At 46.1% G+C, this 15,151-nt stretch carries 14 protein-coding genes, 1 rRNA gene and 1 other RNA gene; 1 reads left to right on the top strand and 15 read right to left on the bottom strand.

From position 1 onward, the window contains the following. The 15 genes from HFE01_RS25715 to rpoE form a co-directional block, all read right to left on the bottom strand. Positions 1-73, bottom strand: a 16S ribosomal RNA gene (locus HFE01_RS25715); the annotation flags it as partial. 421 nt (positions 74-494) lie between these two features. Then, a complete protein-coding gene (locus tag HFE01_RS25710) occupies positions 495-770 on the bottom strand; it encodes a pro-sigmaK processing inhibitor BofA family protein (protein WP_016818582.1) in 276 nt (91 codons plus the stop codon). Continuing rightward, positions 767-1,078 (bottom strand): DUF2508 family protein, encoded by a 312-nt coding sequence (locus tag HFE01_RS25705; protein WP_016818581.1) that lies wholly within the window; start codon positions 1,076-1,078, stop codon positions 767-769. The genes HFE01_RS25710 and HFE01_RS25705 overlap by 4 nt, the downstream gene beginning before the upstream one ends. A gap of 212 nt (positions 1,079-1,290) precedes the next feature. Next, entirely contained in the window at positions 1,291-1,890 is a 600-nt protein-coding gene (gene recR, locus HFE01_RS25700) for a recombination mediator RecR (RefSeq protein WP_016818580.1), read from the bottom strand. A 26-nt stretch (positions 1,891-1,916) separates the two neighbouring features. After that, positions 1,917-2,228 carry a YbaB/EbfC family nucleoid-associated protein gene (locus tag HFE01_RS25695; RefSeq protein ID WP_013368784.1) on the bottom strand — a complete coding sequence of 104 codons (312 nt, stop codon included), beginning with the start codon at positions 2,226-2,228 and terminating at the stop codon, positions 1,917-1,919. A gap of 40 nt (positions 2,229-2,268) precedes the next feature. Beyond that, entirely contained in the window at positions 2,269-4,017 is a 1,749-nt protein-coding gene (gene dnaX / locus HFE01_RS25690) for a DNA polymerase III subunit gamma/tau (protein ID WP_019685781.1), read from the bottom strand. Between the two features lie 157 nt (positions 4,018-4,174). After that, positions 4,175-4,441, bottom strand: an RNA gene (ffs, locus tag HFE01_RS25685) — signal recognition particle sRNA large type. A gap of 111 nt (positions 4,442-4,552) precedes the next feature. Beyond that, on the bottom strand, positions 4,553-4,750 hold the full coding sequence (rpmE, locus tag HFE01_RS25680) for a 50S ribosomal protein L31 (RefSeq protein ID WP_016818578.1): 198 nt from the start codon (positions 4,748-4,750) through the stop codon (positions 4,553-4,555). 152 nt (positions 4,751-4,902) lie between these two features. Further along, complete coding sequence (locus HFE01_RS25675) at positions 4,903-6,174, bottom strand: radical SAM family protein (RefSeq protein WP_107735234.1); 1,272 nt, start codon at positions 6,172-6,174, stop codon at positions 4,903-4,905. Positions 6,175-6,267: 93 nt separating this feature from the next. Then, complete coding sequence (rho, locus tag HFE01_RS25670) at positions 6,268-7,605, bottom strand: transcription termination factor Rho (RefSeq protein WP_019685779.1); 1,338 nt, start codon at positions 7,603-7,605, stop codon at positions 6,268-6,270. A 259-nt stretch (positions 7,606-7,864) separates the two neighbouring features. After that, on the bottom strand, positions 7,865-9,118 hold the full coding sequence (locus HFE01_RS25665) for a UDP-N-acetylglucosamine 1-carboxyvinyltransferase (RefSeq protein ID WP_107735235.1): 1,254 nt from the start codon (positions 9,116-9,118) through the stop codon (positions 7,865-7,867). Between the two features lie 225 nt (positions 9,119-9,343). Continuing rightward, on the bottom strand, positions 9,344-10,198 hold the full coding sequence (fba, locus tag HFE01_RS25660; protein ID WP_025363685.1) for a class II fructose-1,6-bisphosphate aldolase: 855 nt from the start codon (positions 10,196-10,198) through the stop codon (positions 9,344-9,346). A 248-nt stretch (positions 10,199-10,446) separates the two neighbouring features. Beyond that, entirely contained in the window at positions 10,447-10,815 is a 369-nt protein-coding gene (locus HFE01_RS25655) for a response regulator (protein ID WP_014599366.1), read from the bottom strand. 213 nt (positions 10,816-11,028) lie between these two features. Then, entirely contained in the window at positions 11,029-12,630 is a 1,602-nt protein-coding gene (locus HFE01_RS25650; RefSeq protein ID WP_107735236.1) for a CTP synthase, read from the bottom strand. A 401-nt stretch (positions 12,631-13,031) separates the two neighbouring features. Continuing rightward, positions 13,032-13,583 (bottom strand): DNA-directed RNA polymerase subunit delta, encoded by a 552-nt coding sequence (gene rpoE / locus HFE01_RS25645; RefSeq protein WP_013368770.1) that lies wholly within the window; start codon positions 13,581-13,583, stop codon positions 13,032-13,034. A 405-nt stretch (positions 13,584-13,988) separates the two neighbouring features. On the opposite strand from rpoE, the gene HFE01_RS25640 reads away from it, so the two are divergent. Next, on the top strand, positions 13,989-15,149 hold the full coding sequence (locus tag HFE01_RS25640; protein WP_019685778.1) for a S8 family peptidase: 1,161 nt from the start codon (positions 13,989-13,991) through the stop codon (positions 15,147-15,149). Positions 15,150-15,151: the final 2 nt, after the last annotated feature.

Below are 15,151 nucleotides of genomic sequence, written 5' to 3'. Positions count from 1 at the left end.
AACCCCGCTCGACTTGCATGTATTAGGCACGCCGCCAGCGTTCGTCCTGAGCCAGGATCAAACTCTCCATTAAAGACCAACCGAAGTTGGTTATAGAAAGAGCGATTAGCTCATTTTGAAACTGACGAGATAAAATATCTCATTGTTTGATTTTGCGAACAAAATCAGTTTACTCACTCGTTGTTCAGTTTTCAAAGATCAAACCTTCATTAATACTCCACTTTGTTTCACCACCGCATCTCAGCGGCGACTTAATTAATATAACATACGGTCGGGATTTAAGTCAACACTTTTTTTAAATTATTTTCAATTTTATTTAAGCACTGCTCACACAAAAAATTCCCGGGCTTTAAAGGCCGAGAATTAATGTATCACATTTCAGAATTCGTCGTCAACTATAATTTATAAAATAAAACAATACCGCATTAGACTAACCAAACCCCATCCTTTTTTTGCACACTCCCCTTCCCTAACAACTGCTACAATAATGTTTTTCAGACAGCCTGTCCGAACAATATTATTTTCAGTCCCAGTAAAAGCGCAATTCCTGGCAAGCCTAATATCGTTACTGCTCCCATCGTCACTGGGTTAATCGGAATATACACCTGTGTAATCCACCCTGAATAATTGATAACATACAGTGCAATAGCTGCCAGAGCCATATGCGCTCCGAATACTACAAACCAACCGATCCCCAGACGTTTTTTGAGGATTAGGTACATCAGTAATCCGGCACAGGCAATCAAGACAAGCCAGACTACCCCTCTCATTCCGCTCTCCGTTTGTGAACCCGGTCAGCATCATTGGCATACCCCGGTTCATCTGCTGGCAGGTGAAAACGATGTAGCCCTTGCTGCTTTGCGCTTTTTAAATGTATTTGATATTTACGCTCCGCAGCTTCCAGAACAAAAATGGCGTAGTCGATTTCATCCTTACCCGTAGCTTCATGAAATAAACGATGTGCTCTTAACCATTCCGCATGCGAAGCTCGAATCTGAGCAAACAATTCCTGGCGATACTCCGCTTCTGTCTTCCCATTCTCCTGACGACGGAAATTTTGCTTCATCCGTTCCCACATTCATTCATCCTCCTCACAAGCTGAATTATGTGTACAGTCTGCAAGACCACCTTATTCATACTTATTGAACAAAGGACAAACTTAGAACCAGAAACGACTATAAAGCCATCTATTCATGCAAATAAAAAAGGAGCCGCAACGGCTCCCTAAGCAAATCAAGGATGTCCCAAGGACATTTCAGTCTCAGAACTTATAACGTATAACTACACCTACTAATTGAGCTCTCTGCGGCCTTCTAGTGCTTTGGACAGGGTGACCTCGTCAGCATACTCCAAATCCCCGCCCACAGGCAAACCGTGAGCAATACGAGTAACCTTGATTTCAAAAGGACGCACTAGCCGTGAAATGTACATAGCCGTGGCCTCTCCTTCAATGTTCGGATTCGTAGCCAGAATCAACTCCTTGACGCGTTCATCACTGAGCCTGGTCAGCAACTCCTTGAGTTTGATATCCTCAGGACCAATCCCCTCCATCGGAGAGATTGCCCCGTGAAGCACATGGTACAAACCATCAAACTCCTTGGTACGCTCCATAGCCACCAAATCCTTGGCATCCTGAACAACACAAATGACGGAAGCATCCCTCGTCTTATCCTGACAGATCCGACAAGGGTCCGTGTCCGTAATATTGCCGCAGACTGAACAAAAGTGAAGATTGCGTTTTACATTGACCAGCGCTTTGGCGAAATCAATCACATCATCTTCCTTCATTTTCAGTACGTGAAAAGCCAACCGGGCAGCTGTTTTTGGGCCTACTCCCGGCAGGCGCGTAAAAGCATCAATCAGCTTTGCAATCGGCTCGGGATAATGCAATAGCGTGTTTCTCCTTTATGAGTAGACTAGAACAAGCCCGGAATTTTCATACCACCTGTAAATTTACCCATATCATCATTAGCCAGTTCATCCGCTTTGGACAAAGCATCATTGACTGCAGTGAGTACGAGGTCTTGCAGCATTTCTACATCATCAGGATCTACAGCTTCCGGTTTGATTGTGATGGACAACACTTTTTTATGTCCACTTACCTCTACAGTTACCACACCGCCACCAGAAGAACCTTCGATTACTTTCCCACCAAGCTCCTCTTGGGCTTTCAGCATTTGTTCCTGCATTTTTTTCACTTGCTTCATCATTTGGTTCATATTGTTCATTTCAATCATCTCCTTTAATGAAGTATACATCTACATTTCATTATTCTTTAATGACTACCAGGTCTTCCCCGAACAGCTGAATCGCTTCATCAATCCAGGGCTCCTTGGACTTTCCCGGCGCATCATGCTCCGGCTCCAGTTGCAATTCTTCGGCAGGCTGGTCAGAAACTCCTTCAATCGCAGCATTCCAATCCTTTTGCATCATCGTTACCAAACGATAAGGATGACCCAACTGCTCATGTAAAACCTTCTCAATGACCTGCTTATTGGCAGGCTTTTCGGTAGTTTCACGATGAATGTTGTTTTTAAACGCGACCAGCACACTGTCCTCTAACACAGAAACCGGCTCACCATCCATAAACCAAGCATGAACCGTAACTTTCGCCTCTTTTACCCCTTGCAAAATCTGGCTCCACTTGCGCCCCACCGCTGCGAATGCTTCGCTTGACTTCTCAGCGATATAGCGATCCAACTGAGAAGGAAGTTTAGCTGGCGCTGAAAGACGTGGAGCAGGGGCACGACCACCAGAAGCCTGACGACCGCCTGAAGATGCCTCCTGACCCGCTCCAGCGGCCAAGCCACCTTGCATTGCACGTTCCAGCTTCTTTTCCAGCTCAGCAAGCTGGCGCTTTAACATGGCCACTTCTTCCTGACCAGCAGCACCAGAGCGCTGTACAGTCGGCTGAGCCGCAGTTCCCGCTTCCCCCGGAATGCTGCATAACTTCAATAGAGCTACCTCAAATAAAGTTTGGGGCTGAACGGCATATTTCATCTCACCTTGATAACGATTAAGGGTGTCGATCATTGCAAAGAGCTGCTCCTTGGTAAAAGCATCTGCCACTTCCTTAAACTGCTCCGGATTCAGCACTCGCTCTGTCATTTTGGTCGCCTGCGGCACCATCTTGATCATTAGCAGATCTCGGAAATAGTACAGAAGATTCTCCATACACTTATCCGCACTTTTACCTTCCTGCATAAAGTTCTCGATCAATTGGAGCACTGTGCCCACATCTTCTTTCAGTAATGCCAAGGCCAATTTACCGAATTGCTCGGATGCGATCCCGCCCGTCATATCCAGCACCTGCTGATACGTAACCCGGCCATCAGTAAACGAGGATATCTGATCCAAAACGCTAACCGCATCTCGCATCCCACCATCTGAAAGACGTGCAATATATTGCAGTGCATCCAAATCAGCCTGGATGTTCTCCTGTTGACATATCAGGTCAAGCCGCTCTGTCTGCTCCTCAAGCGATACTCGCCGAAAGTCAAAACGCTGGCAACGTGAAATAATTGTCGCGGGAATCCGATGCGGCTCTGTCGTAGCCAATATAAACATTACGTGTGGCGGCGGCTCTTCCAGCGTCTTGAGCAGCGCATTGAACGCTTCCGTCGTCAGCATGTGCACTTCATCAATGATATAAACCTTGTGCCGCACTTCTGTGGGCGCATATTTGACTTTATCGCGCAAATCACGAATCTCTTCAACACCCCGGTTAGAGGCTGCGTCAATCTCCTGTACATCCATGACCGCTCCGGCCGTGATCCGTTTACAGGCTTCGCATTCGTTGCAAGGTTCCGGCGCAGGTCCATGCTCACAGTTGATTGCCTTGGCCAAAATTTTGGCCGCACTGGTCTTACCCGTTCCTCGCGGACCACTGAACAGGTAGGCATGGGACGTGCGATTTTCGCGGATGGCATTCTGCAATGTCTGGATAATATGCTGTTGTCCTACCATGTCCTTGAAAGCCTGCGGCCGCCAAGCACGGTACAACGCTATATGTTCCAATGCGCGTTCCCTCTTTCCCATTCACTTTCATGACCATTTATGGTCACTTCATTATACTATACTCCCGTCCGAATCTAAACCAGACACATTTCAAATTATAAGCACAAAAAAAACACCTTCGCATAATCGCCAAGATGTTTCAATCCCTAAGTATATACCGTGCACCTGTTATTGATCGTTGTGATCCGAGCGGCAACCCTGAGCAACAACTCGGGCTAGGCAACCCTCCGGCACAAGAGTGGGCTTGCTTATGGCTGCTTCCTTCCGGACCTGACCAGGTTCACAAGTACTCATTGCGGAGGACCCAACCGTCAACATTGTGCGCAGGGACCAGCCTCACATCAACAACACCTCTAACAGGAATTCAACCTCGCTATAGCGGATTGCGAGTTACAGGGCACCGCTACCTCCCCATCTAGCACGGTGAAAATAAGTATATCTCATGGTTGCACAAAATGCAAATAGCAAATAACGACAAAAAGAGCCTCCTGCAATTGCAGAAGGCTCTAATAACTTTATCTCTTGCGGCAACTTATTACATACCGTATTTCTTTTTGAAACGATCCACACGTCCACCAGCATCAATAAACTTCTGCTTACCTGTGAAGAACGGATGGCAAGCGGAGCAAATCTCCACACGCAGAGATTCTTTTACAGAACCAGTTTCAAACGTATTCCCGCAAGCGCAAGTAACATTAGTTACGTTATACTTCGGTTGAATAGCCTGTTGCATTAACTTTCACCTCTTTCCGCCCTGAACGTCCTATCAGCCCAGAGTTGTATGAACACATGTTCAAATTATAGCACTTGAATATAAGTGTTTCAACATCTTTTTAGCACACAAAACAGTGTAAGATCGGTGTGTTTCAAATAACTCCCGACCGTTTAGGTTCTGGCAAATTTGGGACGTGCCAGCCCTTGCGGCGGCACATGAGTGTAAGAACCGATAACCACATCCGGCAGTTCCTCACGATAAATCTCAAGCATTTGCTTCATACCAAGTATCTCCCCTTGAGCCGGTGGAATCAACTCCAGATAGCTTTCAGGATCAATATTCAGATTACGCATTTGAATCAGCTTGAGCTTAGTGCGTTTGGCAAATTCAATCATTGCCTCAATTTCTTCCTCCCGGTCTGTTACACCCGGGAAAATCAAATAGTTGATGGACGTATACACTCCCTGATCGGACGCATAACGGAGTGACTTTTCCACATTAGCCAGCGTGTATCCGCGCGGCTTGTAATACGCATTGTAATGGTCGTCCAATGCACTAATTGTGCTTACTCGCATGAGATCAAGACCCGCATCCACAATTCCCCGGATATGATCATTCAATCCCGCATTGGTGTTGATATTAATATATCCCATATCTGTAACGGAACGTACTTCTTTGATCGCATCAATAATCAGTTTGGCTTGAGTGGAGGGCTCACCTTCACAACCTTGCCCAAAACTGATGATAGACTCAGGTGTCTTCAAATGTTCCAACATAACTTCTACAATCTCTTCCACGCGGGGACGGAAGTTCATTCTTGTCTGAGGAGATACAAAACCACTGTCATCCGGCTGTTCAGATATACAACCAAAGCAGCCCGCATTACAAGAATAAGATACCGGAACTCCCCCCTCCCAGCGATTCAGGAACGTATTCGAGGAAGTAAGGCATTCGTACCCCAGCGCACAGTTAGACAAATGCTGGTACAGCCTATTTTCGGGATACTGCTCTGTCATCCGCTGAACTCCCAATTTAACTTGATTGCGGTCACAGTTTTCGGGATTCCATTTGGAAGGACTGTCACTCTGCTCTGCTGTTACATAAAACGCCCCATCTTTCCAGACAACGGCTGAATAACCGAACAAGGGGAGTTTATACTCCTTATCCGTCTTCACATATCCCGGCAGACACAGGCGTGTAAAGCCTTGCGGTAACAAAGCCCCTACTGCCTTCATATTTCCCGGAAGAGAGACCATTTCCCCTGTTTCAGGGTTCATACCGACCGGGCGGGTGCTGGGCAGGCTTACCAGTGTGGCTCCTTCCGGCAACGGAATAAGCTCATCCTCCATGATTTCAACAATCATGTCTGCACTACGGGCAAGCCCATACAAAGAAGCATGATCATATACATTGCCTTTTTCGTCGGCATACACCAAATACATTATGGAGCTCCTTTCGTTCCATTAAACGCGCCATTAACAAATGAATAGTAATGGCTGTCTACTTACGGAACAGATAAAATACATGGTTTGGGTTTAATTGGTTGTGGCGGGAACCGACGCTGTGGTAGAACGCGTAGTTCTTCGTTGTTGGCCACCAGAGCTACCTTGCGAGCCGCTGGAAGAAGGTGCTGTCAAATCAAACGAGGCTAAAAACTCAGCGTTAGTTTTGCTGTTACGCAGTTTTTTGAGGAAGCCTTCCACAAAGTCATGGCTTTCCGTCATATTTTTACGAATAGCCCAGATCGTATCTAATTCTTCCTTGTTCAACAGCACTTCCTCACGACGTGTACCGGAACGACGAATATCAATCGCAGGAAAGATACGACGTTCTGCCAGTTTGCGGTCCAAATGCAGCTCCATGTTGCCTGTGCCTTTGAACTCTTCGTAAATAATATCGTCCATACGAGATCCTGTATCAATCAGCGCTGTGGCAAGAATCGTCAAGCTACCGCCTTCCTCCACATTCCGAGCTGCGCCAAAAAAGCGTTTTGGACGGTGAAATGCTGCCGGATCAATACCCCCACTCAAAGTACGACCAGAAGGAGGGATGACGAGATTGTACGCACGAGCCAACCGTGTAATGCTATCCAACAGGATGACAACATCCTTTTTATGTTCTACGAGACGCAGTGCACGCTCCAACACCAGTTCTGCCACTTTGATGTGATTTTCAGGAAGTTCATCAAATGTAGAGGCCACAACTTCACCTTTGACAGAACGCTGCATGTCAGTCACTTCTTCAGGGCGTTCATCAATCAACAAGACAAATAGCTCAATCTCGGGATTGTTGGTAGAAATGCTATTGGCAATTTCTTTGAGGAGAAGCGTCTTCCCAGCTTTGGGAGGTGCCACAATAAGTCCGCGCTGTCCGAGTCCGACAGGGGCCAGTACATCCATAATTCTCGTAGACAAATGGTTGGGGGAAGTTTCAAGGACTAATTTGGTTTGCGGATACAGTGGAGTCAGTGCAGGAAAATGTAGCCGCTCAGCAGCTTGCTCAGGACTTCTTCCATTGACGGCGTTAACTTGAAGCAATCCAAAATACCGTTCATTTTCTTTCGGCGTTCGGCATTTACCGGAAACGAGATCGCCCGTTCTCAGGTCAAACTTGCGGATTTGTGAAGCAGAGATGTAAATATCTTCGGTACTCGGGAGATAGTTGATCGGCCTCAGAAAGCCGTAACCTTCAGGAAGTATTTCCAGAACACCCTGCATAAACATTAATCCACTCTTCTCAGCTTGTGCGCGCAGGATGGCGAAAATTAATTCTTTCTTCTTGAGCGTTCCGTAGTACGGGATCTGGTATTGCTTGGCCAGCTTGTACAGGTCGGTCAGCTTCATTTCTTCCAGATCGGAAATTTGCAGATCCATATAATAACCACCTATTCAATTATTAAGTCCATTCATACAATTAAATGATAGACAATGATATCATAAACACCATCAACATAATTTTAACCAAAACAAATAAAGTTATGCAGCCAGCTGCCTGGATTATACCGAATTATTCCGGTTTTTTGATAAAAGATTGTTAGGTATGGACCAAATCTTATACCAAGCAGCGGCTGCATAGGTGTTACCCGTTATTCCGCTTTGGTTACAGTAAATTCAAACAAAGTACATGGTTTAATTACTCAGTCTGCCGCCACACATCTGCGCCTAAAAGACGCAGGTTCGAAACGAGATGATCATAACCACGGTCAATATACTCGACACCTGCTACCTCGGTTACCCCTTCGCTTACTGTAAGTCCAGCAATGACAAGGGCCGCTCCGGCGCGCAGATCTGCAGCCTTCACTTTAGCCGCATTCAGTTGACCACCTTCAATAATGGCAGACCGACCCTCTACGCGAATTTTAGCCCCCATTCGCACCAGTTCAGGGACGTGCTTAAAACGATTGCTGTACACAAAATCGCTCAACACACTGACACCCTGAGCTTGGGTTAGCAAGCTGGTCATGGGAGATTGTAAATCTGTGGGGAAGCCGGGGTATACCAAGGCTTTAACGTCGACATGCCCATAGGAAGGTGCACCCAGTACGCGAATACTTTCATCATATTCCTCGATGCCGACGCCCATTTCCTGCATTTTGGCAGTGAGAGCCTCCATATGTTTGGGGATTACATTGTCAATCAATACATTTCCACGGGTTGCCGCAGCAGCAATCATATAAGTGCCTGCTTGTATACGGTCAGGTATGATGGAATGACGGCAACCATGCAGCTCCGACACACCTTCAATACGAATTGTCTCCGTACCAGCGCCTTTAATAATCGCCCCCATGGAGTTTAACAGAGTTGCTACATCTATAATCTCAGGCTCTTTAGCCGCATTTTCGATAGTTGTGGCGCCTTTGGCACGTGCGGCCGCCAGCATAATATTAATGGTTGCTCCTACGCTGCTGACATCCAAATAAATCTTGGTGCCGCGCAGTTCTTTGGCGTGCAAATGAATAGCGCCGTGCTCGTTCGTAACCGTGGCACCCAGCGCTTCAAAACCTTTGATATGCTGATCAATGGGCCGGGGTTCAAAATTACATCCTCCTGGCAAACCGATGATCGCTTCCTTGAATCTGCCCAGCATGGCCCCCATCATATAATAAGAGGCTCGTAATTTCTTAACAGGTCCATTCGGCATGGGAATGGATTTAATGGAGGAAGGGTCTATCTTCATCTGGCTACCTTCCCAGGTAACCTTTGCGCCAAGCTCCTCCAATATTTCGGAATACACCGCCACATCACTGAGCAGCGGCAAATTATCCAAAATGACTTCCGACTCTGCCAGAATGGCTGCGGGAATCAAGGCGATGGCACTGTTTTTGGCACCGCTGATGGAAACTGTACCCTGAAGCGGCCGTCCACCGGTGATCATCAATTTTTCCATAAGCTTGAGGGTCCCCCTACGTGTTTTGCAGTCGGTCAAACAATGAACTGAAACCATAAACTTTCAACTTTTTAAGTGGTTAAAATGGAAAGACACCGGCTAAGCGGTGTGCTTTCCATACCACACTATTCAACTGTACAGATTTAAATATTTTGTGCAGCATAATTACAGCTACAACGAAGAAATGCATCCAGTCTATGCAGAGGCATGACTAGTTGGAACTTATTACGCTTTGTTGTTGGAACCGAACTCACGGATTTTACCGATAACTGTTTGTTTGATTGCTTCACGACCTGGTTGGATGAATGTACGTGGATCGTAAGCATCTGGTTTTGCAGCAAGCACTTCACGAACCACTTTCGCAAATGCGATTTGGTTTTCAGTGTTTACGTTGATTTTGGAAGTACCCAGGGAAATGGATTTTTGGATGTCATGTGTAGGGATACCTGTTCCGCCATGAAGAACGAGTGGCATTTTCACAGCATTGCGAATTTCTTCCATTTCTTTAAAGCCCAGGTTTGGTTCACCTTTGTATGGTCCATGAACAGAACCCAATGCAGGAGCCAGTGTATCGATGCCTGTTTCTTTAACGATACGTACACAATCGTCCAGCTTAGCGTACATTACGTCACCTACAACATCATCTTCTTGACCGCCAACCATTCCAACTTCAGCTTCAACGGAAACGCCTTTGGAATGTGCATATTCAACAACTTTCTTCGTTGTTTCGATATTTTTCTCGATTGGGCTGTGGGAATCGTCAATCATAACAGATGTGAAACCAGCGTCGATTGCTTCTTTACATTTGTCAAAGCTAGAACCGTGGTCCAAGTGAATTGCAACTGGAACCGTAATTTTCATGTCATGAATAAGACCTTCTACCATTTTAACAACAGTGTAGAATCCGCCCATGTGACGTGCTGCGCCTTCAGAAACACCCAAGATTACTGGGGATTTTTCTTCTTCAGCAGCGCCCAAGATAGCTTGAGTCCACTCCAGGTTATTAATATTGAATTGACCTACTGCATATTTTCCTTCGAGTGCTTTGTTCAACATGTCTTTCATAGATACCAATGGCATGGTTACAGTCCTCCTAAAGGTGTTTGGGTTTGTCTATATTTTTAGCCGACATCACATACGGGCTTATTATACCACAACCCATGTTAAATACTAAACAAGCTTTTGCATATCAACACATACAAAAATCACGCTCAGGACGCCGTTTTTCCATAGAATTGTATAAGGAGAGGGTTTACTTTCAGTATTTCCCATAATCACAAACAAAAAACCCTGTTTTGTTAACAGAGTTCTCAACCAAAATGACTTCCCTAGTCACCTCTGAGTTGTTTGTTCACGGCGATCCGCATTTCATCAATATCAAAGGGCTTGGTAAAATGCATAAGTGCACCTAGCTCCGTCGCCTCTTTAATCATGTCCAGTTCTCCATACGCTGTCATCATAATAACCTTGATGTCGGGATTCATGCTTTTTAGGTGCTTCAGAATTTCAAGTCCGTCCATACCTGGAATTTTCATATCGAGCAGAACCAGATCAGGTGGTTCCTTCTCAACAATCTCAAGAGCAATTTTCCCGTTCGCTGCCTGAAAGGTCTCATAACCCTCACTTCCGAACACTTCCATCAGTAAAATCCGTATTCCATTCTGGTCATCGACGATTAATACTTTTTTCTTTTCCAATGTTTTAACCTCCTAAGATCTTAAAACGAGGATCATGCAGCTATTGCCATAACAGCGTCCGATGACGTACAATATCCGTCCCATACCTAAAACTATATTCGCTCCTGCAAAAAGAAAATCCTGCTCTTATACATAATTGTGGAATATTCTTTCATAATCAGGAAGCATGGGATAAAAAAAGACCTCCCAAAGGAGGTCTTTCAAGCTGTAGCATTAACCTTGAAGCTGCAATGCCGCTTTTACAAATTCACGGAACAAAGGCTGTGGACGATTCGGACGGGAAGTAAATTCTGGATGGAATTGTACCGCCAGGAACCATGGATGCTCAGGAAGCTCGACAATTTCCACCAAACGTCCATCCGGTGAAGTACCAGAAATACGAAGACCTGCTTTTTCAATAACTTCACGATATTCGTTATTGAATTCGTACCGATGACGATGTCTTTCGTACACCAGCTCGTCGTTGTAGCAAGCCTCTGCCAGGGAACCTTCCACCAGTTTACATGGATACAGGCCAAGACGCATGGTACCGCCCAAATCTTCGATGTCTTTTTGGTCAGGAAGCAAGTCAATGACAGGATAATCGGTAGCCGGGTTAATTTCCGAGCTGTTGGCACCTTCGAGACCAGCCAGGGAACGAGCAACCTCAATAACAGACACCTGCATACCCAGGCAAATACCGAAGAACGGAATTTTTTGCTCCCGTGCATAACGAATGGTGCTGATTTTGCCTTCAATTCCGCGATCGCCGAAGCCACCTGGTACGAGAATACCGCCAATGCCGCCCAGCATGTCAGCTACGTTCTCGTCCGTTACTTCTTCGGCGTTCACCCAGCGGATTTTTACGTCTGCATTTGCATCAAATCCAGCGTGGGAAAGCGACTCGACAACACTTAAGTATGCATCATGTAGCGCAACATATTTACCAACAATAGCAATTTCAACCGTTTTGTCCAACTTGCTGATTCGATCAACTAACCCTTCCCATTCGGTCATATCCGATGCAGGTGTTGTCAACTTCAGGTGGTTAACTACGATTTCGTCCAAACCTTCTTCACGTAGGTTCAACGGAACCTCGTAGAGAGTCGAAGCATCGCGGCATTCTACCACTGCATTCGCATCAATATCGCAGAACAATGCAATTTTAGCCTTCATATCGGAGGACAATTCATGCTCTGTACGGCAAACAATGACATTCGGTTGAATGCCGATGCTGCGCAGTTCTTTCACACTGTGCTGAGTTGGTTTGGTTTTAACCTCACCAGCAGCTTTAATATAAGGAATGAGCGTTACGTGAATGTACATCACATTTTCGCGCCCAACTTCACTTTTAAGCTGACGAATGGCTTCCAAAAATGGCAAGCTTTCAATATCGCCTACAGTACCGCCGATTTCCGTAATAATGACATCCGAACCCGCTTCACGGCCTGCACGGTACACGCGCTCCTTGATTTCGTTCGTAATATGAGGGATAACCTGTACGGTACCGCCCAAATATTCTCCGCGACGCTCTTTGCTGATCACGCTGGAATATACCTTGCCTGTTGTGACATTGCTGTTCTTGGACAGATTAATATCAATAAAGCGCTCATAGTGTCCCAAGTCGAGATCCGTTTCCGCACCATCATCCGTTACAAACACTTCACCGTGCTGGTAAGGGCTCATGGTACCTGGATCGACATTCAGGTAAGGATCAAATTTTTGAATCGTTACCTTCAGTCCCCTGTTCTTCAAAAGCCTCCCCAGTGAAGCTGCCGTAATCCCTTTGCCCAAGGAAGACACAACCCCGCCTGTCACAAAAATATACTTCGTCACTGTTCAAAACCCTCCTAGATAAGATGCAAAAATTCAGGCGACATTATGATGTTATCGTAACCCGTTTGCACGGATTATCATCCATGAAGAAGGCAGCGGTTATATTTTCCAATCCGCCGCCCTTAGCCCTCTTTCATGAGTGAAAACACCCCTATAAAAAACAAAAAAGCACTCCCGTAGTACGGGGCACTTTTATACAAAAAGCAAACATATAAGTGAATCAATCATAAGCCCAAGCAATAGTTTACCCCGTGTCCAATCCGCTGTCAAGGAAGTTATCTGTGTTAATTTGTCCTTTGAACCTGATTGGAATAAATCTATCTGAAAGCTATAAATCAGCAGGGGTTTCAAGAAAACGGTCATGAAAAAGGGGAGAGCGTATCTCCCCTTGCAACCTGTTCCTAACGAAGTGAATCGTCGTCGTCTTCGATCGACTCATCGTCATTTTCATCATCTGTATCTTCCTCATCACTGAGGTCTTCATCGTCAATAACTACGTCATCGTCACTATCATCGTCATCTTCTCCGTCGAACAGCTCGTCTTCGCCATCCTCGTCTTCGCTATCTGCATCGAAGTCGTCATCGGAGTTGTATGTTTCTTCTTCCTCATGATAGTCATCTTCGTCGTCATCGTCTTCATCGTTAATGATACGAGGACGCTTGGCGCCTGTCAGGGCATCTTCGGATTTATCTACCGGATACCAACGTTTCAAGCCCCACAGATTCGTACCGACACAGGCAAAACGCCCGTCAATGTTGATTTCAGTATATAGCTGAGCAATAACGTCATTAATTTCTTCGTCGGACAAGCCGCGCAATTTGGCGACTTCATTCATCAGGTCACGGTAATAATATGGAGTATTGGCTGCTTTCAATACCATAAATGCCAAATCCACCATTGGAGTCTCGTGGACTTTCTCCGGGTCAATCTTCAAGTTGAGTGGTGTACTCACCTAGGGACACTTCCTCTCACACGTAATTCACAAGAACATGTTTCAGAGCATACACGATACATGCAATACTAACATATCCATTATCAAAACTAAGTAAAACCTATTTGGAAGCAAATTGCAAGTTAAACATGGGTATCGTCATAATTTCCAAGAATATCCCTCTGCACAAGACGGCACACGTAAAAAGACGGGGTTCCCCCCGCCTCCGACTGTACCCGCTCCGGGAGAGGCCTCCCAAAGTTGTTGCACAAGAGCTTATGCCCTCCATGTATCGTATGTGTCCATAGCTACTTTGACACGACAAGCAGGCCTATTTCCATAAAAAAGGGGCAAGTTTCCCATGCCGTAGCTGACGCTTGCTCATACAATACCTCAGCATGGCTCATCGGAGGGGGACCGTCTCAAATGGACTATCCGGATTTTTTGCAGCGTTTGCATGAGGGTATTTCGGAGCCGTCCGGCAGTGGACGGAACAAACAGATTATCACGTTCGATAAGCCTCACCAATACCGGGAATGCCTGTCCTATCTCAGGAAGCTGAAACCTGAGCTTGCGGGATTACGGCAAGTACAACCGGCTAGGCTAATCCGTGCTCTCATCGCTCCGCTTTCAGGGGGAGACAGGCTGGGCAAATATCACCACGGTGTTACCGTTGAAGAAGATACCCGCATAAAGGTTCACGCAGAAACGGCTTATATACCGAAAGCAGAGAAAAGCATTTCTATGCCATGGGGAGTCAAACAGGTACGTGCATACAAGGCTTGGCCTTCCTCGACAGGGAATCGGGTCAGAATCGGTGTGATCGACACAGGAGCGGATTTTCATCATCCTGATCTTCGCCATTCCCTTGCCAGAGGTATCAATTTGTTGAACCGGACCATGCTACCCTATGACGACAACGGCCATGGCACTCATATTGCAGGAACCATCGCGGCATCCAACTATGACGAAGGTATGGTTGGCGTAGCACCACGGGCTTTAATTCATCCTGTAAAAGCATTCGATCATAATGGAGCCGCCTATGTCTCTGACATCATTCTTGGTATCGATTGGTGTGTATTAAATCGTGTCGATATTATTAATATGAGCTTTGGGATGAAGTCGCGTAGCAAGGCACTGCTTGATATGGTGAATAAAGCATATCATAACGGCATTGTAATCGTAGCTTCCTCGGGAAATGAGGGTAAGCGTCGAAGTATTGACTACCCAGCCCGCTATTCCCAGACGATTTCAGTCGGAGCTACCGACAAATACAGACGTATCGCTCCTTTTAGCAATCGGGGGCAATTCGTAGACGTGTATGCACCCGGTGAGAAGATCAGATCCTCCTGGATTCATGGAAAGCATCATGAAATGAGCGGCACTTCTATGGCTACTTCCCATGTGACCGGGAGCATCGCACTTCTCCTTTCACTGAGACCGGAACTGGAGCCCGGAGAAATTAAAGCGCTGCTTAAGCGCACTGCCACACCGCTACGCCTTCGTAAAAGTGCTGGACGCACTTCCATCTCCACCAAGCTTGGAGAAGTGGATGCCTTCCGATTGATGCAAGAGGGCACAAAGTGAAC

This window comes from Paenibacillus sp. EKM10P (assembly GCF_011800655.1).
Lineage (GTDB): Bacteria > Bacillota > Bacilli > Paenibacillales > Paenibacillaceae > Paenibacillus > Paenibacillus polymyxa.
This window is presented reverse-complemented; position numbering and strand designations above follow the sequence as displayed.